Raw genomic sequence first — 24,508 nt, 5'->3', positions numbered from 1 at the left:
TATCGTTTCGGCTGGCGATCAGACAGTTTCTGATCTGTCAAGCAACAAATTTGCAAAAGAGACGTTCTGTATCGCATGGGTTCCAAAGCACCTCGATCGCCTTCCGGGCAACGCGATAGCGGCTATTGGGTGGAAGCGCCACGCGCGACCGACCCGATCGGCTTCGTTCTTCGTGAGACCTATTTGGACGACCGGGACCTGCCTTCGGATATGCAGGAACTGCTGGGCCGGCTGAGCGCGGTCAATCGAGGAACCGGGCACAACGACCACGGTTGACCCACCCGCCGGTTCCCTCATTCGCGGCTGAGTACGTCGACTTGATCCATGATCGTGTCCAGCGCGCTGCGCCCGTCGCTGACGCTGTCCGCGCGTGACGGCAGATCGCCACCGCTCATCAGCGTCTCCAGCGCGACGCGGCCACGCGCGACGCGGCTCTTGATCGTTCCGACAGCCACGCCGCAAATCTCGGCTGCTTCCTCATAAGCAAAGCCGCCCGCGCCGACTAGGATCAGCGCCTCACGCTGGGGCTGGGGAAGATGCAGCAGTGCCCGCTGCATGTCGGCCAGCTCGACATGGCGGTCCTGACTGGCGGGCGCGGCGAGAATGCGGTCGGCAACCAAATCGTCCCATTCGCCCTTGAACCGCGCGCGGCGCATCTGGCTCAGATACAGGTTGCGCAGGATGATGAAGGTCCATGCGCGCATGTTCGTTCCGGCTTGGAACCGCTTGCGCGCGGCCCATGCCTTCATCAACGTCTCCTGCACAAGATCGTCGGCCAGGTCGCGACTGCCCGAAAGCGAGCGCCCGAATGCACGCAGATGCGGGATCACAACCGCGAGCTGCTTTTTGAACTCGGGGTCAGAGAGCGCAACATGCTCCACTGGCGCGTATTCGTCGGTGTCGCTCATCAAAATCCGTTCGTCTTGCGCAGCATTCTGCCGCACCACAGTAGATAGACGCGCCGCGCGCATCCACCAAGCAGATCGTTCATATCAGCAGGAAAATCGCAAAGATCACGATGATCAGTGTCAGCGAGATCGCCAGGATATACCGCGTCATGTGCGGGGTGGCCCCAGCACGGACGCGGTCGGTTTCGATATGCAGGGGGTCGTTTTGGTCAGCCATGACCGCACAACCCCCCAGAACCGTTTTAGGTCCGTAAGAAATGGAACTTTCAGGTCGCCGGGACGGTCGCCTGGTCGAAAAACAGCGCCTGGCTGATCGCCGCCTTCACCGTCGACCGCTGAAACGGCTTGGTGATCAGGAAGGTCGGCTCGGGCCGCTCACCGGTCAGCAGCCGCTCCGGGAAGGCGGTGATGAAGATTACCGGCACATCGAACTGCGCCAGGATATCCTTCACCGCGTCGATGCCCGAACTGTCGTCCGCCAGCTGGATATCGGCCAGCACCAGGCCGGGGCGATCCTCCATCGCGAGTGCGACTGCCTCGTCGCGCGTCACCGCCACGCCGGTCACGTCATGGCCCTGATCGCGGACGATCGTTTCCAGGTCCATCGCGATCAGCGGCTCGTCCTCGATAATCAGGACGCGCGCACGCGTCTGGCGCTCGATCTCCGAGAGCGCATGCGACACCAAATCCTCGACCGCATCGGCCGATTCATCCAGCAGATAGGCCGTATCCTCGCTCGTAAAACCTTCCATCGCCGTCAGCAGCAACGCCTGACGCGAACGCGGTGCGAGCCGGGCAAGGCGCGCACGGGCAATAGCCTCATTCTCGGTCGGGCTGCCGACATCGCCCGGATCGCGGTCTGCATCGGGATGGGTCGAGCTCCAGATCGCCTGGAAGGTACGGTACAGCCCCAGCCGCGGATCGACGGTGCGCGGAAATTCTTCGGGCGCTGCGACGATCGCCTCGAGCGTGGCGCGCACATAACGATCGCCCTCGGTCTGGCTGCCGGTAAGCGCGCGACCATAACGGCGCAGAAAAGGCAGATGAGGCGCGAGCTGCTGTCCTAGCGACATGGGAACATATTCTCCTTCGGCAATACCGGCTGTTTGGCTACGGTATCAGTGCATTACAAGGCATATGCTGATCCAAAGGAAGCCCCTCCCCGGATTTCGCATCGCCTGTGGAACAAACGAGCTTCGGATTGGTTTCATCCCCGCTGTTCGACCCTGCGTCGGATGGGTGATGGCTTGCAGCCGTCGAAAATATTGTGCATCCGCCCGTATCCCGGGCAATCAGGGGGACGAGGTGTTTCCGGCCGACGACAAAAACAAGGCGACGCCGTCAAACGGCGCGGACCAGCCGCCGCAAATGGGCGGCGCGGCGCCGCAATCCGATCGCAATATCGGCGATGCGCTGCGGCGCGTTTATCAGGATGCCGCGGGTGAGGATATTCCCGACGACCTGCTCGACCTGCTGCGCAAGCTCGACTGAATTGAGCGTGCATGGCGGTGGATGAGTTGAAGCGCCAGGGCGGCGCTGGCCCCATGGTTGCCATCGCCCGAATGCCGACCGGTGCCAAGGTCTTTCTGATCCTGAGCGCGGCACTCCTGCCGCTGGCGCTCGTCGCATTTCTTGCGTCGCTGCAAACCACCCGCATCGCGGACCAAGAGGTTCGCGCGCGCCTGCGGGTTGCCATGAGCGAAGCTGCGCGCTCGCTGCGCGGCGAGCTCGCTTGGGAGCTGCGCGAGGTGCGCGGCGCCCTCCCCAGTGGTCCGGACCAGGCGCCCAATTGCGGACGTCTGGCGGGCCTGTTCGAGCCGCAAGCCGCGCAGGGCATCCGCTATGTGGTGCTCGACCCGTCGATGCGGCTCATCTGCGGCCAACCCATTCCGTCGGCCCTGTCGCCGGCTGCATCCGACGCGCCCTCTCCGATCCGCTTGCTGCCCGGAACCGGCGCACAGATCGAAGTTACCGGGCCGGCAGGACACATTGCCCGGGCGTTCTTCCCGACCGATTTCCTCGCCAAGTCGGCCGCACCCACGGGCATGGCGGGCGATTACGGGATGGAACTGATCAGCGCCGATCGTTCGCTGGTCCTGCGCGAGCTCAGCGCGCAGACGCTGCTCGCGCGGACCGAACGACAGACCGTCGATCTGGATATCGAGGATTTGCAGCTGCAGATGACGGTGCCGAGCGCACCGGTCACGTCCTCGGCGATCATCGCGGCCTTGTCACCGTTTCTGATGTGGTTCCTCGCCGCCACGATCGCGTGGTTTGTGGTCGACCGGCTGCTGATCCGTCCATTGCGTCGCTTGCGCACCACGGTCGGCGCGTATCAACCGGGCGAGGTGATAGATCCCATCGCGGGCAGCGATATCCCGGCCCAGGAGATCCGCGCCCTCGGCGACACCTTCCGGGAGCTGAGCCAGACCGTCCAGTTGCACGAACGCGATCTTGCCGAAGGCCTGTCACGCCAGACCAAATTGACGCGCGAAGTGCACCACCGGGTCAAGAACAACCTGCAGGTCATCGCCAGCCTGATCAATTTCCATGCCCGCGTCGCTGCCGAGCCGGGCGCGCTAGAGGCTTATGCCTCGATCCAGCGCCGCGTCGATGCGCTCGCGGTCGTCCATCGCCACCATTATGCCGGCTTCGAGGATACGCGCGGCATCGAGATTCGCGCAGTGATCGGCGAGCTTGCATCGAATATCCGCGCGACCGCGCCTGAGCGCAACGCGGTGGGGATCATGCTCAATATCGAACCGCTGCTGGTATCGCAGGATGCGGCGGTCGCGATTTCGTTCCTGATCACCGAGATCGTCGAGCTCGCGATGCTCGCGTCGCCCGGCGCGCAGATCAACATTTCGACCCAGAGCGACCCGGCAAAGCCCGACAGCACGGTGCTGCGCATCAGTTCGCCGGCGCTGACCGACTCACCGGAATTTGCGGCATTGCATGAGCATCGATACGGCCGCGTCATCGGCGGGCTGGTGCGGCAGCTACGGTCGCAATTGCATCACGATCCGTTGATCGGCGCCTTCGAACTCGCGATCGCGATCACCGGCCGGACCTGACCGCGCGTTCCTCATGGTTTCCACGGGCGCGCAGATAACCGACGCGCCCAACGAAAAACCGAAAAAAAATTGTAGGCTGTTGGAACCCCGGTTCGGGTTGCGTGTTTTTTACTTCGGATAGTGACCTTTTGCCCCCCCGCTCTCGCTATCCACGACACAGGCCCGGAAGCGTCAACCCCTCCCCCCCCCCCGGTGACGCTTCCGGGCCTTATTCGTCTCAGCGACATCACCTAAGCCGTTAAGATCACGCGCGGAACGATGTCGCGTGCCGGGCATTTCGCCCTCGCACAACTGTGGAAACGGAGAAGCGTGATGCGTAAGATTCTGACGATTGCGATGTTGGCGGGTGGCCTTGCACTGTCGGCCTGCAACACGGTCGAAGGTCTGGGCCGCGACGTCGAGTCGGCTGGCGATACCGTCGCCAAGACCGCCGAAGACGCCAAATAAGCCTGAGCTCTTCTTACCCTTCAGCGGCGGCTTCGGCCGCCGCTTCCTTTTCGCGGCTCCGGCGCGTAATCTTGATGGCGATCAGCGACAGGAAATACAGGCCGCACAAAGGCCCGGCCAGCAACAGCTGTGACCCGATATCCGGCGGGGTCAACACCGCCGCAATGGCGAACGCAGCGACCACCGCATAGCGCCACGCGCTTTTCAGCTGCTCGTAGGTAACGATCCCCGCCCGCTCGAGCAGCATCAGCAGCACCGGCAGCAGGAACGAGATGCCGAACGCGAAGATGAACTGCATCACGAAATCGAGATAGTTGCCGACGGCCGGAAGCGCCTCCTGCTTCACCCCGCCACCCAGGTCGCCCTCCAGCCCGAGCAGGAAGTTGAGCGCGACCGGAATCGCGAAATAATAGGCCATCGCCGCGCCCGAACAGAACAGGACCGGGGTTGCCAGCAGGAACGGCAGCAGCGCGCGCTTTTCCTTGCGGTACAGGCCGGGCGCGACAAACTGCCACAACTGGTTGGCGATGATCGGAAAGGACAGCATCAGCGCACCGAAGAAGCCCACCTTGATCTGGACCAGGAACGCTTCGAAAATCTGCGTGAAGATCAGCCGATCCTGCCCCGCCGCAGCGAGCGGGTGCACCAGAAATCCGAAAATCGGCCGCGCGAAGTAGAAGCAGGCGGCAAAGGTCACCACCAGCGCCACCACGCAATAGAGCAGCCGCCGACGCAGCTCGATCAGATGGTCGAGCAGGGGCGCTTCGGTGTTGGCGAGTTCGTCGGTGTCGTTCACGACTCCGCCTTCTTCCTGCGGGGCGCGCGCGGCTTGCGCGTCGGCTCGGTCGCGGCATCCGGCACCGTGTCGGCCGGATCGTCCAGCAGCGCCGGAGCCTCGGTCATCACGGGTGGCGCATCCTCGTCCGGACCTGCCGGGTTTGCCGGTGCGGCGCCGTGCGGGTTGGGATCATAGACCGGCGCGGGGAGCATTTTCTCGGGCGGATGCTCGCGCATGATCCGCGCATTCTCCTCCGCCCATTTCTTTTCCATCTCGGCCAGCTCGGCCTCGCGGACCATATTGTCGAATCCGCTGCGGAACTGGCTCGCGACGCGGCGCGCCTTTCCGACCCAGTGGCCGACAAAGCGCATCGCTTTGGGCAAATCCTTCGGCCCAATCACCAGCAGGGCGACAATGCCCACCACCAGAAATTCGGGTGCGTTGAAATCGAGCATCGATCAGCCGGCCAGCAAGGCCGCGGCGTCGGGCCGCGGCGGAAAAATCAGCGCTCGTCCTGCGCAGGACGCGCTTCGGTCGCGGTGTTCGGGACGTGCGGCTGCGGGTCGCTTACGCGCTTGGCTTCGATCTCGGCGGGCTTGGGAGCCGCGTCGTCGTCCTCCGCCATGCCCTTCTTGAACTGCTTGATGCCCTTGGCGACGTCTCCCATCATGTTCGAGAAGCGGCTGCCGCCGAACAGAAGGATTACGAGAACACCGACGATCAGCCAGTGAACCAGACTCATGCTACCCATCGGAACTCTCCGTTGATTCCCCGGCTATCTAGTCGTCTTCGTCGGCAGTTTCCACCGCTTCCGGGTCTGCGCACTCCGAATGTGCAGCCTCGAACGCCAGACCGACCGGATCGAGCAGCCCGGCGGCGCGCAAATCGTCGATCCCGGGCAGGTCGCGGCGGCTCGCCAGCCCGAAATGGCTGAGAAATTCGGGCGTCGTCGCGTACATCAGCGGCCGTCCCGGCACTTCGCGCCGCCCCGCCGGGCGGATCCACCCCGCCTCCATCAGCACGTCGAGCGTGCCCTTGCTGATCTGCACGCCGCGAATCGCCTCGATCTCGGCGCGCGTGACCTGCTCGTGATAGGCGATGATCGCCAGCGTCTCGATCCCCGCGCGGGAGAGTTTGCGGCTGTCCTCGCGATCGCGGCGCAGGAAATTGGCGAGGTCCGGCGCGGTCTGGAAATGCCAGCGCCCGCCGCGCTCGACCAGTTCGATCCCGCGCCCGGCATAATGCTCGGTCAGCGCCACCAGCGCGCCCGCGATATCCGCCTCGTCCCCGATATAGGCGCGCAGATCGGTCAGCGTCAGCGGTTGCTCCGCCGCGAACAGCACCGCCTCCACCGCACGCATCGTTTCATCGGGCGGCGTCATGCCTCGATCCCGCGCAGATACAGCGGCGCAAAGGCGGACTTCTGGCGGATCTCGACCCGCCCCTGCTTGGCCAGTTCCAGCGCCGCGACGAACGAACTGGCCAGCGCCGACTTGCGGTACGAACCGCTGGCATCCTCGGGCAGGAAGCTCTCGATCGTGCTCCACTCGATCCGCTGCCCGATCAGTTCGGAGACGCGGTGGATCGCATCCTCCAGCGTCATCACCGGCCGCACCGCGACGATGTGCATCACCGGCCGCGTGCGTGCGCTGATCTGGCCGTAAGCGGCGATCAGGTCATAAATCTCGGCCTGCCAGCGCGATTTGCGCACGGTCTTCAGCCCCTCCGGCGCGCCGCGCGTGAACACGTCGCGCCCCAGCCGGTCGCGCGCCACCAGTCGCGCCCCCGCCTCGCGCATCGCACTCAACCGCTCCAGCCGCAATTGTAGCCGCAGTGCCATCTCTTCCGGACTCGGCTCGATCTCCGGATCGCGCGGCAGCAGCAGTGCCGATTTGAGATAGGCCAGCCACGCCGCCATCACGAGATAGTCCGCAGCCAGCTCCAGCTTCAGCTCGCGCGCCTCGTTCACATAGGTCAGATACTGGTCGACCAGCTGCAGGATCGACAGCTGGCGCAAATCGACCTTCTGGCTCCGCGCCAGCGCCAGCAACAGGTCAAGCGGCCCTTCCCAGCCGTCGATGTCGATGGTGAGGGGCGCGGGATCGGTCATGCCAGCGCCAGCAACGCCTCCCGCTTGGCAATCAGGTCGTCGATCGCGCCCGGCTCGGGCCGCGCGCGCGCCATCGCCCGCTCCAGCCGCGCTAGCGTCACCGGCGGCGCATCGCTCAGGCGCCCGACAATCTCCTCCATCTCGCCCATCCGCGCCCAGCAATCGAGCGCGACATCGCATCCCGCCGCAATCGCCTGCGCCGCCTTCTCGCCCGCCGTGCCGCTCAGCGCCTTCATGTCGATATCGTCGGTCATCAGCAGGCCGTCGAATCCGATCCGCCCGCGGATCACGTCGCGGATCACGGTCGGCGACAGCGTCGCGGGATGGTCCGCATCCCACGCCTTGAACACGACATGGCAGGTCATCCCCATCGGCGCGTCCCTGAGCGTGCGGAACGGTTCGATATCGCGCTCCAACGCGGCATCGTCGGCATCGACCACCGGCAGCTCGTAATGGCTGTCGACCACGCCGCGGCCATGGCCGGGCATATGCTTGACCACGCCGACCACGCCGCCCTTCGCCATCCCGTCGAGCATCGCGCGGCCGAGCGCGGCCACGCGCATCGGATCACTCCCGAAAGTCCGCCCGCCCACCGCCGGGGTCGTCTCGGGCATGCGCACGTCGAGCAGCGGCGCACAGTTCACATTGACCCCGACCTCGGCCAGCATCAGCGCCAGCGCCTGGCCATTGGCCCGCGCCGCCTCGATCGCCGACGACGGCGCGACCTCGTACAGCGCATCGAAGGCGGGACCGGCGGGAAAGGCTGGCCATTCGGGCGGCTGCATCCGCGCGACGCGTCCGCCCTCCTGATCGATCAGGATCGGCAGATCGTCGCGACCCGACAGATCGCGCAAGCTGTCGGTCAGCGCGCGCATCTGCGCCCTATCGACGCAGTTGCGCCCGAACAGGATGTAACCGAGCGGATCCGCGTCGCGGAAGAACGCAGCTTCGTCGGCGGTAAGGACAGGGCCGGACAGGCCGAAAATCACGGGCTTCAGAACAAACCTCCGTTCGCCCCAAGCATGTCGAAGGGCAGTGCTGCTCTTCTAGGGAGAAGAACGGCGCTTCGACAAGCGCAGCGCGACGGGCTGCGTCACCCCGCCGCGAGGAAACATGCCTCGCCCGCAGCCTTCAGCTTGCCGCACAACTCGCGCGCCTGCCCGTTGCTGCCCGCATTGACGCGCAGGCGATAGAAGGTCTTGCCGTTCACATCCGCCTTGGCGATCCCCTTGCCGAGCGGCGCAAGGTAGGAAAAGCGCTTGGACAGTCGCGCCCAGGCGGCATTGGCTTCTGCTTCGCTCGGAAAGGATCCGAGCTGGATTGTGGCACTGCCCGCCGACGGCCCCGGCGCGGCCTGGGCCGGCGCGGCGGCCTTGGGAACCGATCCGGTCGGGATCGGCGCCACGACGCGGCTAGCGCCCTTGACCGGGGTCGGGCTCGCCTTGGGCGCAGCCTTGCCGTCGACCGGAGTCTCCGGCACCGCCGAGACATCGACCGACCCGTTGGTGGTCGCCCCCTCGCTCGCGGCGAAGACGGTGTCGCCCTCGCCCTCGACCTTCATGCCGCCCGGCTCGTCCGGCTTGACCTTGTATTCGCCCTCCTGCGCGTTGATCAGCGCGCCGGTGCCTTCGCCCGTCACCGTGCGCTGATACCACCACCAGCCAAAGGCTGCCGCCGCAATGATCGCCAGCCCCACCAGCACCAGCAGGATGATGCGCAGGACCGACGGCCCTTCGCGATACTCATCCTCGACCGTCTCCAACCAGGGCAGCCGGTCGTCATTATACTCCTCGCCCGCGTTCATTCAGCTCAGCTCCTGAACCGCTTCGACCCCCATGATGTTGAGGCCGTTACGAATAACCTGCCCGATTGCGTCGGCCAGGAAAAGCCGTGCGCGGGTCAGCTCGGGCTGGTCGGTCAGCAGGAAGCGCCGCGCCGGATCGTCATTGCCAAGATTCCACAGCGAATGCAGCTCAGCCGCCAAGTCATAGAGATAAAAGGCGATTCGATGCGGCTCACGCGCTGCGGCCGCGCCTTCGACCACGCGGGGATACTGTGCGGCAAGCTTCACCAGCCCCAATTCGCGTGTATCAAGCAGGGACAGATCGGCCGCGCCCGACACATCCAGCCCGGCGTCCACCGCCCTGCGGTGCAGCGATGCCACCCGCGCATGGGCATATTGGACATAGAAAACCGGATTGTCCTTCGACGCCTCGACCACCTTGGCGAAGTCGAAATCCATCTGCGCATCGGCCTTGCGGGTCAGCATGGTGAAGCGGACCACGTCCTTGCCCACCTCCTGCACTACATCCGCCAGCGTGACGAAATTGCCCGAACGCTTGGACATCTTCACCGGCTCGCCCGCGCGCAGCAGGCGCACCATCTGGACGAGCTTGACGTCGAACCGCGTCTTGCCCCCGGTCAGCGCGGCGACGGCGGCGGTGATCCGCTTGACCGTCCCGGCATGGTCCGCACCCCAGATGTCGATCAGCTGGTCGGCCGATTGCGCCTTCTGGAAGTGGTACGCCATGTCCGCGCCGAAATAGGTCCAGGCGCCGTTCGACTTCTTGATCGGGCGATCCTGATCGTCGCCGAATTCGGTCGAACGGAACAGCGGCAGCTCGACAGGCTCCCAATCCTCGGGCGTCTCACCCTTGGGCGCTTCGAGCACGCCGTCATAGACCAGGTCGTTGGCACGCAGCCACGCCTCGGCCTCTTCCGGCTTGCCCGCCGCCTGCAGTTCCGCCTCGGACGAAAACAGGTCGTGATGGATGCCGAGCAAGGCGAGGTCGTTGCGGATCATGACGAGCATGTCGGCGACCGCTTCCTTGCGGAACAGCGCCAGCCACGCGCTCTCGCCCTTGCCGATAAACGCATCGCCATGCTCGCGCGCCAGCCGCTCGCCCACCGGCTTCAGATACTCGCCCGGATACAGGCCTTCGGGAATGTCGCCGACATTCTCACCCAGCGCCTCGCGGTACCGGATATGCGCCGACCGCGCGAGGACATCGACCTGCCCGCCCGCGTCGTTGACATAATATTCGCGGATCACCTTATGCCCGACCGCTTCGAGCAGGCTGGCGAGCGCATCGCCCACCACCGCGCCGCGGCAATGGCCCATATGCATGGGGCCGGTCGGGTTGGCGGAGACATATTCGATATTCACCGTCACGCCCGCGCCGCCCTGCGACCGGCCATAGGCCTCGCCCGCCTGCGTGATCGCGGCCAGCTCACCGCGCCACGTCGCATCGGTCAGGCTCATATTGATGAAGCCCGGCCCGGCGACCGACACCGCCGACACCTCGTCCAGCTTTTCCAGCTCGGCCGCGATCTTCTCAGCCAGCGCGCGCGGGTTGGTGCCCGCCGGCTTGGCCAGCACCATTGCGGCGTTGGTCGCCAGGTCGCCATGCGTCACGTCGCGCGGCGGCTCCACTGTCACCGCGCGTCGCTCCAGCCCCGCCGGCAGATCGCCGGATGCGACCAGGGCATCCAGCGCGGCGTCGAGATGGGCGGCAAAACGGGTGTAGAGCGTCATGTGCGGGTCCAATGGTTTTCCGAAGCCGGGCGCTCTAGCGCACCCGGGGGCGTTCGTCACGCGGTGACGCGGCGGCGGCGCGCGGCCAGCAGTCCGTCGGCGGCATAGATCGCCAGGCCCGTCCAGATCAGCGCGAAACAGATAAGGTGCGCGGTAGTCACCCGCTCCCCGAAATAGGTGATCGCCAGCACGAACTGCATCGTCGGGGCGAGGTACTGCAGCAGCCCCAGCGTCGAATAGGGCAGCCGCCGCGCCGCTCCAGCGAACAACAGCAACGGCACCGCAGTCACCACGCCCGACAGCACCAGCAGCGTCGTCGCCAGCGTTTCGTTGCCGAACTCCAGCCCGCCATGCGTCGACAGCCAGTAGAGATAGGCCAAGCCAAACGGCGAGAGGATCGCGGTCTCCAGCGTCAGCCCTTCCAGCGCACCGACCGGCGCAACCTTGCGCACCAGCCCGTAAAAGCCGAACGAAAAGGCCAAAGTCAGGCTGATCCAGATCCCCTGCCCCGCGCCCAGCGCCAGCACAGCGACCCCAAGTCCCGCCAGCGCCACCGCCACCGTCTGCGCCCGCCCGAGCTTTTCGCGCAGCAGCACGACGCCCAGCAGCACATTGACCAGCGGGTTGAGGAAATAGCCGAGGCTCCCCTCAAGCACATGGCCGTGATGCACCGCCCAGATATAGACCAGCCAGTTCACCGAAATCAGCGCCGCACTTGCGCTCAGCAACAGCATCGCGCGGCGATTGCGCAGCGCAGCAATGATCGCCGACGTTCGCCCCAGCGCCAGAATGACGATCGCGAGCAGCCCGAGCGACCAGAGCACCCGCCCCGCGACGACCTCGCCCGCGCCGACGCCCTTCAGCGCGAAGAAGAACAGCGGCAGCACGCCCCAGATGCCATAGGCCCCCAGCCCTTGCACCAGCCCGGCGCGGTCGAGGCGCTCGGGCGCTGGGGGCGGATCGGACCGGGCCATGGGTAGGAGATAGGCGCTTTGCTGCGCTGCGGAAAGGCAAGCGCTTGAAAGATTTCGTTTCGGCCCAAGCGCGTGCGCTTCACTCCTTGGGCGCGTTGTCGCGATCGACGTTCAGCCACCGTGACCAATCGATGCTCACCAGCGCCACCAGCACGCCCAGCATCGCCACCTGCAACGCGATCCCCCAGGGACTTGTCAGATTGGCAAACATCACTTCGCCGATGTCGCTCTCCCGCACCTTGCGCGCGGTCCAGCCGTAAAAGGCGTAGGTAAACAGCCGCCCGGTAAAGAAGGCGGCGGTAAAGCCGAGCAGCGGCACGCGCGCCAGCCCCACCGCCATGAACAATTGCGCCGACGGCAGCGGCGAGATGACGAACAGCGCCAGCAGGATCAGCACATTATGCTTGCGCCGCTCCACCGCGACGCGCGCCGCCGCGATATTGCGCTGCATCCGTTGCGGCAGCCATTTCCCGAAATGCCGCGCCCCGACCGCCAGCATCAGCCGCCCGAGCGCCGCGCCCACCGCCCCGATCAGCACCAGAGCCCAGAGCGCCTGATCGCCATTGATCCCATACAGCACGATGATCGACCAGGTCGGCGGCCCGAATGCGGGCAACAGATTGACCCCGAAGGCGAGCAGAAAAAGCGTGACATAGGCCATATCATGGTCGGTGCGATCAAATGGCGCGGTACGCAAGCTGTTGACAAATGTAACATTATATCATTATGGAAACATCATGTCCGGCAATGCTCCCGCAATCCACGATCCCGCTCACTGGGATTCGGTCTCCACCAACTATGCCGCCGAGGCTGACCGGATGACGGGCCGCTATGCGCAGGCCGCGTGGGAGCTTGCCGCGCTGCCCAAAGGCGCGCGCGTCCTAGATGTGGCCACCGGGGCCGGTGCATTGCTGGTGGCGGCGCTACGCGACGGTGCAGACGCGGTCGGCATCGACTTCTCGCCCGGCATGGTCGAGATCGCTCAGGCCCGCGCTGCCGAGGTCACGCCCGGCCAGCGGGCACTGGTGATGGACGGCCAAAGTCTCGACTTCCCCAGCGATCACTTTGACGCCGCCTTCTCGATCTTCGGCGTGTTCATGTTCCCCGAGCCAGCCGCAGGCTTCGCCGAAATGGCGCGCGTGCTCCGCCCTGATGGCCTTGCTGTCGTGTCGGTATGGGAAAATGCGGGCGGCGCCGGTCCCGCTCAGCTCTTCGCGCAAGCCGCCCAGCGGCTGTTCCCCGACCAGCCGGTGCCGTTGCCGATGGCGCGGCTGTTCAACGCACCCGAATTGCTCGACGCGGCCTTTGTTGAGGCGGGGCTACAGCCCGTAGCCGTCCATTCGGTCAGCTATGCTTGGCCCGCTCCGCCGGTCGACTGGTTCCGCGACCACGCCAAGCTTGCCTATGGGTGGTCGCCAGTGTGGCAACTGCTCGACGAAGCCCAGCGCACCGCCTTTGCCGAAGAAGCCGCCGCCCTCGCCGCCGACCTGCCGCCGGAGGGGATCACCTCCACCGCGCTGGTGGGTATGGCGCGCAAGCCGGACTGAAGCGTCAAACCCGTACCAACCCGTCCATCGCCCGCGCGCTCTTTTGCCCGGGGAACAGCGCCGGCATTGCGCGCGCAGGATCGACCCCGAAATGCGCCGCAGCCGCGCTGCCGATCACCGCGTCGAGCCCAGCCGTCGGGCGCAGGTCGCGCCCTTCATACAACGCCGCATCGCTCAGCCCCGGCCAGTCGGCGACGACGCGCCCTCCCTTGACCGCGCCGCCCAGCAGCCAGGCGACCGATCCGGTACCATGGTCCGTGCCCTGCGTGCCGTTGACCTTCACCGTCCGCCCGAATTCGGTCGCAACCAGCACCATCGTCTTGCCCCACAGCGGCCCGAGGCCAGTCTTCAACGCCGCGATCATCTGGTCGAGGCCGTTCAACTGCGCACCCAGCCGTCCGCGCTGCCCGGCATGCGTGTCCCAGCCGCCGGTCTCGATCATCGCGATCCGCGCGCCATTGTCCGCCGCCAGCAGCCGCGCAGCGAGTGAACCCGTCGCCGCCGCATTGCGCCCGTTGTTCGCCGCCAGATCGCCGGTCAGCGTCCGCGTCGCCGTCGCCTGTTCCCAGATCGCGTGCAGCTGCGGATCCTGCGCATACAGCATCGCGACCCGCCCGAGCAGGTCGTCCGACGCATCCGGCAGGACCGATGGCGCATAGGACGCCACTTCCACCTTGCCGCGCAGCGCCATCGGGATCGTCGCGGCAATCGCGATGCCCTTGCGCTCGTCATTCGGCAGCACGGAGAGCAGGCGGTTCATCCAACCGTCCTTGAGCTGATAGGCCGCCGCGCCACCGGTCTCGAGCACATTCTGCGCATCGAAATGCGATCGGTCGCGATAGGGCGATGCGACCGCGTGGACGAACAGCGCCTCCTTCGCCGCATACATCTGCGCCACATTCTTCAGGTTCGGGTGCAGCGCGAACATCGCGTCCAGCTTGGTCGCGTCGGCGAAATCCTGCGCCAGCACCCCGCGCTGCGCGGCAAAGGCCGGATCGCCCACCGGCGCGAGCGTACCGAGCCCATCGGCAGCACCGCGCTGAATGATGAACACGAACCGGCGGTCGCTCGCAGCCTGCGCAAAGGCAAGGCGGGGCGCAAAGCCCAGCGACAGCGCACCCGCAGCGCCGGTCAGAACAAGATTGCGGCGGTTGATCATCACATTATCTCCGCATGAATTCGGGGGCGACGAGCATCAGCGCGACGCCCTGTGACGCGCTTTCGGCGCGTGCAATCGACTGGCTCGTTGTGGCGCTGAGCGCGCCGGGGAACAGCACCGCCGCCCGCGCGCGGGCATCGATCGTGTCGCGGGTGCGCGCCGCCATCCGCTCGGCCGCCTCGACCCGCCGCATTACTGCGTCCGGCCCGGCCCAGCTCGCCGCGATATCGTCGAACCCGGCGGGCGATCCCGGCCGCCACACCGGCTGGCCGAGCTGGTTCATCAGCCCCAGCACCGCCTCACCTGGAATCTGGCGCGTGCCGAGCGCACGCATCGCGGCAATCGACCATTCCCACGGCGTGCGAAACTTGACCGGCTGCGCCACCCAGGCCTCTGGCGCCTCGATCAGCACGCGATACAGCGTCGGCAAGTCGCCCCCGGATTTCAGGAATGCCGCCTCCAGCTTGCCGACCAGCGAGGCTGGCGGTTCGTCCCCCGCAAAATGCCGCGCCAGCTTCACCGCGATATGCTTCGCCGTCGCCGGATGCACGGCCAGGTCGTCGAGCACCGCCGCCGCCTGCCGCTCACCCTGCTGGGTATAGCTTTTGCCGAGGATCGTGCGCGTCCCCGGTTCATGGATGCGCCCGGCAAAGACGAAACTCCCCGGCTTGCCCTCCAGCCCGGCAAAGCGCGCCGCCGGACCGCGCGTGATTCTCGCAACGCTCCAACCGGTCATCGCGCGGGCAAATTCGGTCACGTCCGCCTGCGTATAGCCGGTGCGTACGCCCAGCGTGTGCAGCTCCAATATCTCGCGCGCCAGATTCTCGTTGAGGCCCACCCGCTGCGGCCCGCCGCGCCGCGCGGCCGCCTGCCCCGCAACGCTGCCCGGCCCGACCGACTGCGCCTGATCCAGATAGAGCAGCATCGCCGGATGCCGCTCCACCGCGTGCAGCATGTCGCGAAAGCTGCCCAGCACATGCGGCCGAATCGCATCGAACTCGAACGCGCCGGCCAGGCCAACCATGGTCTGCTTGTCCGCCGAAACGGCAAAATGGTTCGACCAGAAATGTACCAATCGCTCGACGAAGGGCGTGTCGCTGGCCACCGCTGCCTGCGCGCGAGCGCCGGCCGCGGTCATGTAGAAGTCGCGCCCCTGCTGCCGATTGGCCTGACGCACCTGTCGCGCCGGGTCGGCCGCCTCGCCCTCGGGCATCGCATCGCCCGCGCGGCGCTCTTGTCGCAACGCGCGCTGCACCATGCGCAGCTCTTCCAGATAGTCGGCAACTGCGGCGGCAATCACCGGCGTACCGGGCAGCGCCGCGATGGCGCCGGGCCGCGCATCGAACCGCGCCATCTGGTCGATCAGCGCGCGGCGCGGATCAGCCGGTGCGGACGCATCCGCCCTTCCGCCTAATCCGAAACGGTTGAGGGCAATGCTCGCGTCCGACATGGGCAATATCCCGAAGAGTGACCATCGAACGCTACACCCGCTTTGTCGCAAATCTGTGCCAGCAGCACAATTTGTCGCACAAATCACTCGCTCTGCCCTCGATGCGTCCAGCGCAATCGCACTTGCATCCTTCGCGCTTGGCATTGTTGCGGCGCAGCATATCAATGGGCGCAAGAACAGAACAATATTGGATGCCGATCTGGCCCTTCAAATCTTCAAGGGAGAAAGATCGTGATCAAGACCTTCATCAGCGCCGCCGTCCTCCTCAGCCTGCCGGTCGCCGCCTATGCCAGCGAGCGCAGCTTCAAGCGTGACGGCGTCACCTATGTCTACACCAGCAAGCAGGATGGCGACGCCACCGTGCTCGAGGGCAAGGCATTTCCCGGCGGTTCGTCCTACACGCTGGTCGTCCGCGGCAAGCAGGTCACCGGCCGCGTGGGCGGTACCCCGGTGTCGTTCCGCATCGCCAAGCCGCTCGCCCCCGCCGTTCAGACGGCTGCGCGCTAAGCGAAACGCAAAGCCTCCCCCGCAAGGGGGAGGTATCGCCAGCGGCGACGGAAGGGGGAGGACGGCGACGTCCTCCCATTTCGCGTCAAAACCCTTCCGGCAACTCGATCGCCCCGACCACCTCGCGATACCGCGAGATCGCGTAGCGGTCGGTCATCCCCGCGATGAAATCGGCGATATGACGGCTCCGCCACGGCTCGCCTTCGGGCAGCGTCGCGCGCCACGCCTCGGGCATCAGTGCCGGGTCGGTGGCATAGGCCGCATAGAGCCCCGCGATCACTCCATGCGCCATCTCCGCCGCTGCCAGCTGGTGCGGATGGTGATAGAGGTTGGCGTACATGAAACGCTTGAGCGCCCGCTCCTCCTCGCGCATCGCGTCGGAAAAGCCGCATAGCGCCCGCCCGGCCGCGCGCACATCGGCCGCCGTCTCGATTCCAGCCTCGGCAATCCGCCGCCGCGTCTCGTCGAGCAGGTCGTTGACCATCACCCCGATCTGCGCCCGCACCAGCTCGCGCATCAGGCGCTTGGGCGAACCGTCCGGGAACCGCGCCCGCACCGCATCCCACCCGCGCGCGACCAGCGGCACGTCCAGCAGCTGATCGAGCGTCAGCAGCCCTGCGCGCAGCCCGTCATCGATATCGTGATTGTCATAGGCGATGTCGTCGGCAATCGCCGCGACCTGCGCCTCCAGCGAACTATGCTGGGTAAGCTCCAGCGGAAATGCCGCATCCGCCGCCGCCAGCGCCCAGCCGGGCGCGGTCACCGGCCCGTTATGCTTGGCCAGCCCCTCCAGCGTCTCCCAGCTCAGGTTCAGCCCGTCCCACCCCGGATAGGGGCAGTCGACCACCATCAGCGCACGCAGCGTGTTGCCATTGTGGTCGAACCCGCCCTGCCCGTTCAGCGCTTCCTCCAGCGCCCGCTCCCCGGCATGGCCGAACGGCGGGTGGCCGATATCATGTGCAAGGCACAAGGCCTCGGTCAGATCCTCGTTCAGCCCAAGCGTGCGCGCGACGGTCCGCCCGATCTGCGCCACCTCCAGGCTGTGGGTCAGCCGGACCCGGAAATGGTCGCCATCGGGCGCCATGAACACCTGCGTCTTGTGGCGCAGCCGGCGAAAGCTGATCGAATGCACGATGCGGTCGCGGTCGCGCTGAAACGCATCGCGCGGCCCGCGTGCGGTGCCCTGTCCTTCGTCGTGGAGCCGCCCGCGACTGCACGCGGGATCGCTGGCGTACGGGGCTAGGGTCATCGGGCGACATTCAGGCGAATCGGCATCGCCGCCGCATAGATCATTTGACGTCGAGCTTCTCGATCTTCTGTCCGGCCTCGCTGGTCCACGCAAAGGACTCGACGCCCTTCTTGCGGATCGCGTTGACAAACTCCTGTGCGGCCGCCGCCGTCTTGAACGGCCCGGCGAGCAACCGGTTGGTAAAGCGCAGCGGGGTCGTCCATGCTTGTTTGCCGCGGAATTCGGCCGGCGCGTCGGCGATCGCCGCCTTCCACGCCTTGGGCAGCGCCTTGACATCCGCTCCGCCGGCGACCTGAACCCAATGCCGCGCCGGCTCCGCCTTGGCCGGGTCGATCTTCGGTTTCGCCTTGGCCTCCACCTTGGCGGCAGTGCCGGGCTTGGCCCTGGCGTCCGGCTTTGTGGCTACAGCCGCCTTGGCCACCGGCTCGGGCCTCGGCTTGGCCGCCTCGACAACCGGCGCAGGTGCAGCAGCCGTCGCAGCAACCGGCTCCGGCTCGGGAGCCCGCCCAGGCAGCGGATCGACGCCCAGTTCGGACGCGGGAATGGTGATCCCCGCCATGATCCGCGCGATGACATTGTCCTCGCTCCCCACGCGCGGCGTTGGTTGCCGCGGGGCCGGCTGCGGCGTGACGACCGTGACCGGAGCGCGGGCGACCTCGACCGGCGCAGCTGGCGGCGGTGGAGCGGCAGCGGATGCCGTCGCCGCTTCGGCCGAGCGTCGCGCCTCGGCCTCCCGCGTTGCGCGCTCCTGCGCGGCGCGGGCATCCGCCTCACGCTGCGCCTGGGCCGCACGCTCCGCATCGGCCAGCCGCCGGGCTTCGGCCTGGCGCTGCGCCTCTGCGACGCGTTCCATTTCCAGCCGCTGCTGCTCGGCAAGCCGTGCGGCCTCGGCGCGCCGTTGCGCCTCCGCCTCCTGCGCCGCGCGCGCATCGGCGATCCGCTTTGCTTCGGCATCAGCCGCCGCCTGGCGCGCGGCAGCCGCTTCCTGCGCCCGCCGCTCGCGCGCGCTCATCCGGCGCTCAGGGCTTGCCGCTGCCGACGGTGAAGCGGACGACCGCCCGCGCGGTTGCGCAGGCGGGGGCGGCGCGGCGGCCATCTGGACCGGCGCAATCGCGGGCAAGGGCGGCGCGACCTGCGCATCGGCGATGCGCGAAGGGGTACGGCGCAGCTCGCCGAAATGCACCGCAAACGCCTTGTCGGCGGGGCTAAGAGTAGGCAGGCGCCGGAAGAACGGCGACAATGCCGTGCCCACGCCGCCCATCATGCTCGCCGCGATCCGGTCGGCCCCGGCAGCATCGCCATTCATCGCCAGAATGAAGGCGCGCGCGCGCCACGCCGCGCGGTCGCTGCGGCGGAGCAGCGGATCGAGCACCTTCATCGCCTCATCCGTGCGTCCGCTGATCCCCAGCGAATAGGCAAAGCGGCGCGCCGTTTCGTCATCGGCTCCCTGTGCCATCGCAATGCGATGCTCGCGCTCGGCATGCGCCTGTGCGCCGATCAGGTCATAGGCCAGACCGCGATCCGAGGCATAGGGCGCCATCGCCACGCCACCGCGCTCGGCCAGCGCGAACAGCCGCAGCGCCTCGCCCGGCCGTTCCGCCCGCACCATCACCATCGCCTGACCCGCCGCGACGCGCGGATTGCCGGGTGCCAGCGCCTGCGCACGGGCAAAGAACCCCGCCGCCGCCGCTGGATCGTTCAGCCGTGCGCTCAGCTCCCCAGCCGCCAGCAACGCGGGCACGTTGCGCGGGTCGGTGGCAAGGATGCGCATCTGCTCCGCCAGCCGGTCGGCATTGGGCGTCGGCGGTGGTGCCACTTCCTGCGCGACCGCATGCGGCGCAACCGCCGGAACCGCGAGCACGAGCGCGACGCTCTGCAGCAGGGAAAGGCGGATGGATCGGGCTGCGCTTTTCATGGGAGTCCGCAGGCTACATCATCCAGGGGCTGAACATCAGCTGTCAGTGCGATCCGCCGGGGACAGGCCGGGGCGTAACCACGACGGGACGCCGGGGCTCCGCACGCGGCACGCGCGGAGCCCCGTTCGATTACTGGTTGTTCTGACGGTTGAGGAAGCGCGGGATGTCCAGCGGATCCTTGTCGTCGTCGTCCTTCGATCCGTTGCGCGCCGCGGCCATGCGCTCGAACAGCGTGCCGCCGGTCTTGGCCTTGGGCGCTTCGGCAGGGGCCGGTGCGGGCACCGAAACTTCCTCGTCATCGCCACCGGTCAGCCAGCGACGGCGGATCGTCGGCTCGCGCGGCGGCTCCTGCGCGGCGGGGGCTTCCGGGACGACCGCGTCGGACCCGAGCACCAGCTCGTCCGCTTCGTCGGCGGGCAGCGCGGTCGGCGCTTCCAGCGTGAATTCATCCTCATCCGTTGCGGCCGGCGCCGGCGCGGGTGCTTCCGGCTCCGGTGCGACCTGCGCTACAGGCTCGGGCTGCGGCTCCGGAGCAACGGTTGCCGGGGCTTCCGCGGCCGGGGCGGCTGCGCCGAGCGGGCGACGCACGGTGCCGAACGAGAAGCTGCGGCTGGCCTCGGCGGCAGCCGGAGCGGCCGGCTTGGCCGACGCATCGGCCTCGATACCGGTCGCGACGACCGACACGCGGATCTTGCCTTCCAGGTCGGGGTTGAACGCCGAACCCCAGATGATGTTGGCATTGTCGTCGACCAGCTCGCGGATATGGTTCGCGGCCTCGTCCACTTCGAGCAGGCGCATATCCTCGCCGCCGGTGATCGACACGATGACGCCCTTCGCACCATCCAGCGACACGCCGTCGAGCAGCGGGTTGGCGATCGCCTGCTGCGCCGCCTCGATCGCGCGGTTGTCGCCGCTCGACTCGCCGGTGCCCATCATCGCCTTGCCCATCTCGCTCATCACGGCACGGACGTCGGCAAAGTCGAGGTTGATCAGGCCCGGCATGACCATCAGGTCGGTGATGCCGCGCACGCCCTGCTGCAGCACCTCGTCCGCCATCTCGAACGCTTCCTTGAACGTCGTGTTGGCGTTGGCGACCAGGAACAGGTTCTGGTTGGGGATGACGATCAGCGTATCGACGAACTTCTGCAGTTCCTCGATGCCCGCTTCCGCCGACATCGCGCGCTTCTTGCCCTCGAACGCGAATGGCTTGGTCACCACGCCGACGGTCAGGATGCCCATGTCGCGCGCCGCCTTGGCGATGACCGGCGCCGCACCGGTGCCGGTGCCGCCGCCCATGCCGGCTGCGATGAAGCACATATGCGCGCCCTTCAGCGCTTCCTGCACCATTTCGATCGTTTCTTCGGCGGCGGCGCGACCGATCTCCGGCCGGCTGCCCGCGCCCAGCCCTTGCGTGATCTTCGCACCCAGCTGGATGCGCTGACCCGCGCTCGACTGCTTCAGCGCCTGCGCGTCGGTATTGGCGACCAGGAACTCGACGCCCTGCACTTCGGCGCGGATCATGTTCGCGATCGCGTTGCCGCCCGCGCCGCCGACGCCGATCACCGTGATGCGCGGCGTCAGTTCATCCAGGTCGGGCGGAAGGAAGTCGATGCTCATCTTCTTTGTGTCTCCTCAGGCGCGCACCCCAAGCGACACCTGTTTGTAACCCTGTTTCTGCACCATCGCCGGGGGCCATTCCAGCGATATCCGCCGTCGCCCACAGGAAATGTCAATAATTGGCCCGAAACGCCGCCATCATCCGCTGGATCATGGCTTTCGGGTTGCTCCGCACCACCAACTGCCCGCGCGACGGCTCCAGCGTGCGCAGGTCGACGGGATCGGCCGCCGCAAACGTCGCCAGCCCCGCCAGCGTCGCGAACGCCGGCCCGGCATGCGCCTCGGGCAGCGCCGACAGGCCGCGCGGACGCCCGACGCGGACCGACCGGCCCAGCGCCTGCTGCGCATAATCCGCCACGCCTTTCAGCTCCGCCCCGCCGCCGGTCAGCACGATCTGCCGCCCGACCGGATCCTCGAAATTGAGCCGCGTCAGTTCCTTGGCGATCTCCGCCATCAGCCGGTCGAGCCGCAGGCGGATCACCGCGATCAGCTGCGCCCGCGTGATCCGCGCGCCATCGCCCTCTTCCTCCAGGCTCGCCGGTGCGATGTCGATCATGTCGTGATTGTCGCGCGGCGTCATGTTGGCGCTGCCATAGAAGCACTTCATCCGCTCGGCCTGCCCGCGCCGCGTTCCGAATGCGCTCGCGATATCGTCGGTGATGTCCGCCGACCCTTGCTGGATCGACGAGAGGCCGGTCAGCACGCCGTCCTTGTACACCGATACATTGGTCACGCCCGCGCCGATCTCGACCAGCGCCACACCCAGCTCGCGCTCTTCCTCGGACAGGCAGGCCAGCCCCGTCGCGACCGGCGCGGCGATGATCGAGCGCACCTCCAGATGCGCCGAACGGACGCACAGGTCCAGGTTGCGCACCGGCGCACCCTCGGTCGACACGACATGGATGTCCACGCCCAGCCGCTCGGCATGCAGCCCGCGCGGTTGCTTGACCCCCGCCAGCCCGTCGAGCGTGTAGCGCGTCGGCTGCGCATGCAGCACCATCCGCCCGCCCGGATTGATCGCCTCACGCCCCGCGCGGAGCAGGTCGTCGATGTCCGACTGTTCGACGCGATGCCCGCCCAGATCGACCTCAAGCCGCAGGATATTCGACTCCAGCCCGCCCGCCGAGAAGCTGACCCACACATCCTCGATGTTCGTGCCCGCGATCCGCTCGGCCTGCTCGACGGCCTCGCGCACCGCGACTTCGGTCGCGGCCATGTCGGCGATATAGCCGCGCTGCACGCCCCGGCTCTCGCGCTGACCGGTGCCGAGCACGACCAGTTCGCCGCCATCGCCCTTCTGCGCGATCAGCGCCGACACCTTCGACGATCCGATATCGAGTGCGGTAATCAGTCCTTCGGGCGCGGTCTTGGCCATGTCTTATTCCCCCTGCACATTCACACTGGCAGTTTCTGCCGCCGATTCAATCTCTTTGCGCACTACCTGCCCTGGCATTCGCACCACCAGCCGCGTCGGATCGCGCAGGTCGAAGCGCAGATAGCCGCGCCCCAGCAACCGATCCGCCCCGTCCAGCTCGGCGAACTTGACCAACGCCTTGGCCGCCGCATCTTCCCCTTCGGGTAGCGCCAGCCGCTCGCCGGTATTGAAGCTCAAGTCCCAGCGGCGATTGCCGATCCATGTCGCGGCCTTGACCAGCGGGCGCAGCGCGGGCGCCGCCGCCAGCAACCGCTGATAGGCCGGCTGCTGCGCATAGGCGCCATCGCCGATCACCAGCGGCAGGTCCGGCATCGCGTCCGCCGACACCGGCTCCAGCAGCACGCCCTCGGCATCGATCAGCATGAGTTGCCCCTGATGCTGCCACACCGCCGCCGCCTTGCGCTCGACGATGTCGACCACCAGCGTATCGGGCAGGCGACGCGACACGCGCGCATCTGCGACCCAGCCGATCGTCATCAACCGCCCACGCACCTCGTCCAGATCGACCAGCGGCATCGCGCGGCTCTTTTCGTCCAGCGCGTAGTTATAGACCGTCATCTTGTCGGCGCGCTTGATCCCGGTCACCTCGACCTGCTGCACGCGAAAGCCCGCCTGCCCCACGCCCTCGGCCAACGCCGTCCCGACCGCGCCCGGCACGCCGAACAGCGTCGCCACGCCGATCAGGGACGCGACCGCGATGCCGGTGATGCTCCACGCAATGATCCGGTGCAGCGTTGCCTCGCTCACCGGCATCGCCGCGACCATCCGGTCGAGCAGATGCGGCTGCTTGCGCTTCGATTGCGCGCGGCGCTTGGGCTTGACCGTGGGGCGCTTGGTGGCGGGCTTGCGGCTCATCCGGCCCCGTCCTTCATCGCCTCATCGACGATCGCCTGCACCAGCTGCGGATAGCTCATCCCCAGCGCCTTGGCCTGTTCCGGCACCAGGCTCAGCGGCGTCATCCCCGGCTGGGTATTGACCTCCAGCAGGAACAGCCCGTCCAGCCCCTGGGTGTCATCCCAGCGGAAGTCCGACCGCGACGCGCCCTTGCACCCGAGCAGCCGATGCGCCTCGAGCGCGATCTTCTTGCACGCCTCGGTAATCTCGTCCGGAATCTCTGCCGGACAGATATGGTCGGTCATGCCGTCGGTATATTTGGCGTCGAAGTCGTAAAACCCGCTCTTGGGCTTGAGCTCCGTCACCAGCAGTGCCTTGTCGCCCAGCACCGCCGTGGTCAGCTCACGCCCCCGGATGAACGGCTCGGCAAGCAGTTTATCGAACTCCTGCCACGGGCCCTTCGCCTGCGCCGAGATCGGGTTTCCGTAATTGCCCTCGGCCGTGACGATCGCCACGCCCACCGACGACCCCTCATTGACGGGCTTCAGCACATAGGGGCGCGGCATCGGATCGGCCTCGTACAGCGACGCGGTCGACACGATCTGCCCGCCCGGCATCGGAATGCCATGCGGCACCAGCGCCTGTTTGGTCAGCACCTTGTCGATCGCGATCACCGACGTAACCATGCCGGAGTGCGTGTAGCGCAGCCCCATCAGGTCGAGCATTCCCTGCACCGTCCCGTCCTCGCCGGGCGTGCCGTGCAGCGCGTTGAACACGACATCGGGCTTCGCCGCCGCCAGCTTCGCCGCAACGTCGCGATCCATGTCGATCCGCGTGACGGTATGGCCAAGCGACTCCAGCGCCTCGGCAATCCCCGCGCCCGACATCAGCGACACCGGCCGCTCGGCCGACCAGCCACCCATCAGGACTGCAACGTGGAGGGGCTTCACATTGTCACTCACTTCGCC

At 67.0% G+C, this 24,508-nt stretch carries 28 protein-coding genes; 7 read left to right on the top strand and 21 right to left on the bottom strand.

Features of this window, described 5'->3' with window-relative positions; genetic code table 11:
• Window positions 1-75: 75 nt before the first annotated feature.
• Window positions 76-276, top strand: coding sequence for a hypothetical protein (locus ACO05N_RS10610; RefSeq protein WP_422057068.1), 201 nt, complete (start codon window positions 76-78; stop codon window positions 274-276).
• 17 nt (window positions 277-293) lie between these two features.
• On the opposite strand, the gene ACO05N_RS10605 is transcribed toward ACO05N_RS10610, so the two are convergent.
• The 3 genes from ACO05N_RS10605 to ACO05N_RS10595 form a co-directional block, all read right to left on the bottom strand.
• Window positions 294-908: a sigma-70 family RNA polymerase sigma factor gene (locus tag ACO05N_RS10605; protein WP_422057067.1), complete on the bottom strand. Its 615-nt coding sequence runs from the start codon at window positions 906-908 to the stop codon at window positions 294-296.
• A 79-nt stretch (window positions 909-987) separates the two neighbouring features.
• Complete coding sequence (locus ACO05N_RS10600) at window positions 988-1,125, bottom strand: hypothetical protein (RefSeq protein ID WP_422057066.1); 138 nt, start codon at window positions 1,123-1,125, stop codon at window positions 988-990.
• Between the two features lie 49 nt (window positions 1,126-1,174).
• Window positions 1,175-1,981 carry a response regulator gene (locus ACO05N_RS10595; RefSeq protein WP_422057065.1) on the bottom strand — a complete coding sequence of 269 codons (807 nt, stop codon included), beginning with the start codon at window positions 1,979-1,981 and terminating at the stop codon, window positions 1,175-1,177.
• A 232-nt stretch (window positions 1,982-2,213) separates the two neighbouring features.
• Between ACO05N_RS10595 and ACO05N_RS10590 the strand changes: the two genes are divergently transcribed.
• The 3 genes from ACO05N_RS10590 (at window position 2,214) to ACO05N_RS10580 (ending at window position 4,429) form a co-directional block, all read left to right on the top strand.
• Window positions 2,214-2,399 carry a NepR family anti-sigma factor gene (locus ACO05N_RS10590; protein WP_422057064.1) on the top strand — a complete coding sequence of 62 codons (186 nt, stop codon included), beginning with the start codon at window positions 2,214-2,216 and terminating at the stop codon, window positions 2,397-2,399.
• Between the two features lie 53 nt (window positions 2,400-2,452).
• Window positions 2,453-3,982, top strand: coding sequence for a sensor histidine kinase (locus ACO05N_RS10585; protein WP_422057063.1), 1,530 nt, complete (start codon window positions 2,453-2,455; stop codon window positions 3,980-3,982).
• Window positions 3,983-4,294: 312 nt separating this feature from the next.
• A complete protein-coding gene (locus ACO05N_RS10580; protein WP_294018957.1) occupies window positions 4,295-4,429 on the top strand; it encodes an entericidin A/B family lipoprotein in 135 nt (44 codons plus the stop codon).
• A 13-nt stretch (window positions 4,430-4,442) separates the two neighbouring features.
• Here ACO05N_RS10580 and tatC read toward each other — a convergent pair whose 3' ends face one another.
• From tatC to ACO05N_RS10530, 10 genes are all read right to left on the bottom strand, one after another.
• Window positions 4,443-5,225: a twin-arginine translocase subunit TatC gene (gene tatC / locus ACO05N_RS10575; RefSeq protein ID WP_422057062.1), complete on the bottom strand. Its 783-nt coding sequence runs from the start codon at window positions 5,223-5,225 to the stop codon at window positions 4,443-4,445.
• Window positions 5,222-5,662, bottom strand: coding sequence for a Sec-independent protein translocase protein TatB (tatB, locus tag ACO05N_RS10570; RefSeq protein WP_422057061.1), 441 nt, complete (start codon window positions 5,660-5,662; stop codon window positions 5,222-5,224). The genes tatC and tatB overlap by 4 nt, the downstream gene beginning before the upstream one ends.
• A 47-nt stretch (window positions 5,663-5,709) precedes the next feature.
• Window positions 5,710-5,958, bottom strand: coding sequence for a twin-arginine translocase TatA/TatE family subunit (locus ACO05N_RS10565; RefSeq protein WP_422057060.1), 249 nt, complete (start codon window positions 5,956-5,958; stop codon window positions 5,710-5,712).
• A gap of 28 nt (window positions 5,959-5,986) precedes the next feature.
• Window positions 5,987-6,589 (bottom strand): SMC-Scp complex subunit ScpB, encoded by a 603-nt coding sequence (scpB, locus tag ACO05N_RS10560; RefSeq protein ID WP_422057059.1) that lies wholly within the window; start codon window positions 6,587-6,589, stop codon window positions 5,987-5,989.
• Window positions 6,586-7,317: a segregation and condensation protein A gene (locus ACO05N_RS10555; protein ID WP_422057058.1), complete on the bottom strand. Its 732-nt coding sequence runs from the start codon at window positions 7,315-7,317 to the stop codon at window positions 6,586-6,588. Before ACO05N_RS10555 ends, scpB begins: the two co-directional genes overlap by 4 nt.
• Entirely contained in the window at window positions 7,314-8,315 is a 1,002-nt protein-coding gene (nagZ, locus tag ACO05N_RS10550; protein ID WP_422058737.1) for a beta-N-acetylhexosaminidase, read from the bottom strand. The genes ACO05N_RS10555 and nagZ overlap by 4 nt, the downstream gene beginning before the upstream one ends.
• 95 nt (window positions 8,316-8,410) lie before the next feature.
• Complete coding sequence (locus ACO05N_RS10545; protein ID WP_422057057.1) at window positions 8,411-9,121, bottom strand: SPOR domain-containing protein; 711 nt, start codon at window positions 9,119-9,121, stop codon at window positions 8,411-8,413.
• Window positions 9,122-10,852 carry an arginine--tRNA ligase gene (argS, locus tag ACO05N_RS10540; protein ID WP_422057056.1) on the bottom strand — a complete coding sequence of 577 codons (1,731 nt, stop codon included), beginning with the start codon at window positions 10,850-10,852 and terminating at the stop codon, window positions 9,122-9,124.
• A gap of 56 nt (window positions 10,853-10,908) precedes the next feature.
• Window positions 10,909-11,826 carry an EamA family transporter RarD gene (rarD, locus tag ACO05N_RS10535; RefSeq protein WP_422057055.1) on the bottom strand — a complete coding sequence of 306 codons (918 nt, stop codon included), beginning with the start codon at window positions 11,824-11,826 and terminating at the stop codon, window positions 10,909-10,911.
• A gap of 79 nt (window positions 11,827-11,905) precedes the next feature.
• Window positions 11,906-12,487, bottom strand: coding sequence for a hypothetical protein (locus ACO05N_RS10530; protein ID WP_422057054.1), 582 nt, complete (start codon window positions 12,485-12,487; stop codon window positions 11,906-11,908).
• 76 nt (window positions 12,488-12,563) lie between these two features.
• On the opposite strand from ACO05N_RS10530, the gene ACO05N_RS10525 reads away from it, so the two are divergent.
• Entirely contained in the window at window positions 12,564-13,373 is an 810-nt protein-coding gene (locus ACO05N_RS10525) for a class I SAM-dependent methyltransferase (RefSeq protein WP_422057053.1), read from the top strand.
• Window positions 13,374-13,377: 4 nt separating this feature from the next.
• Here ACO05N_RS10525 and ACO05N_RS10520 read toward each other — a convergent pair whose 3' ends face one another.
• Both ACO05N_RS10520 and ACO05N_RS10515 read right to left on the bottom strand, forming a co-directional pair.
• Entirely contained in the window at window positions 13,378-14,532 is a 1,155-nt protein-coding gene (locus tag ACO05N_RS10520; RefSeq protein ID WP_422057052.1) for a DUF1501 domain-containing protein, read from the bottom strand.
• Between the two features lie 4 nt (window positions 14,533-14,536).
• Complete coding sequence (locus ACO05N_RS10515; protein ID WP_422057051.1) at window positions 14,537-15,982, bottom strand: DUF1800 domain-containing protein; 1,446 nt, start codon at window positions 15,980-15,982, stop codon at window positions 14,537-14,539.
• On the opposite strand from ACO05N_RS10515, the gene ACO05N_RS10510 reads away from it, so the two are divergent.
• The gene (locus ACO05N_RS10510) at window positions 15,981-16,217 is read left to right on the top strand and encodes a hypothetical protein (protein ID WP_422057050.1); all 237 of its coding nucleotides are present in this window, start codon (window positions 15,981-15,983) and stop codon (window positions 16,215-16,217) included. The genes ACO05N_RS10515 and ACO05N_RS10510 overlap by 2 nt on opposite strands.
• Window positions 16,214-16,489: a hypothetical protein gene (locus tag ACO05N_RS10505; RefSeq protein WP_422057049.1), complete on the top strand. Its 276-nt coding sequence runs from the start codon at window positions 16,214-16,216 to the stop codon at window positions 16,487-16,489. Before ACO05N_RS10510 ends, ACO05N_RS10505 begins: the two co-directional genes overlap by 4 nt.
• A gap of 85 nt (window positions 16,490-16,574) precedes the next feature.
• Here ACO05N_RS10505 and ACO05N_RS10500 read toward each other — a convergent pair whose 3' ends face one another.
• The 6 genes from ACO05N_RS10500 to ACO05N_RS10475 form a co-directional block, all read right to left on the bottom strand.
• The gene (locus ACO05N_RS10500; RefSeq protein ID WP_422057048.1) at window positions 16,575-17,738 is read right to left on the bottom strand and encodes a deoxyguanosinetriphosphate triphosphohydrolase; all 1,164 of its coding nucleotides are present in this window, start codon (window positions 17,736-17,738) and stop codon (window positions 16,575-16,577) included.
• A gap of 40 nt (window positions 17,739-17,778) precedes the next feature.
• Window positions 17,779-19,653, bottom strand: a complete 1,875-nt coding sequence (locus tag ACO05N_RS10495) for a hypothetical protein (protein WP_422057047.1) — start codon at window positions 19,651-19,653, stop codon at window positions 17,779-17,781.
• A 130-nt stretch (window positions 19,654-19,783) separates the two neighbouring features.
• Window positions 19,784-21,271, bottom strand: coding sequence for a cell division protein FtsZ (ftsZ, locus tag ACO05N_RS10490; RefSeq protein ID WP_422057046.1), 1,488 nt, complete (start codon window positions 21,269-21,271; stop codon window positions 19,784-19,786).
• A gap of 112 nt (window positions 21,272-21,383) precedes the next feature.
• Window positions 21,384-22,646, bottom strand: a complete 1,263-nt coding sequence (ftsA, locus tag ACO05N_RS10485) for a cell division protein FtsA (RefSeq protein ID WP_422057045.1) — start codon at window positions 22,644-22,646, stop codon at window positions 21,384-21,386.
• A gap of 3 nt (window positions 22,647-22,649) precedes the next feature.
• On the bottom strand, window positions 22,650-23,561 hold the full coding sequence (locus ACO05N_RS10480) for a cell division protein FtsQ/DivIB (protein WP_422057044.1): 912 nt from the start codon (window positions 23,559-23,561) through the stop codon (window positions 22,650-22,652).
• Window positions 23,558-24,490 carry a D-alanine--D-alanine ligase gene (locus ACO05N_RS10475; RefSeq protein WP_422058736.1) on the bottom strand — a complete coding sequence of 311 codons (933 nt, stop codon included), beginning with the start codon at window positions 24,488-24,490 and terminating at the stop codon, window positions 23,558-23,560. The genes ACO05N_RS10480 and ACO05N_RS10475 overlap by 4 nt, the downstream gene beginning before the upstream one ends.
• Between the last annotated feature and the right edge of the window lie 18 nt (window positions 24,491-24,508).

This window comes from Sphingomonas sp. (genome assembly GCF_965227385.1).
Lineage (GTDB): Bacteria > Pseudomonadota > Alphaproteobacteria > Sphingomonadales > Sphingomonadaceae > Sphingomonas.
This window is presented reverse-complemented; position numbering and strand designations above follow the sequence as displayed.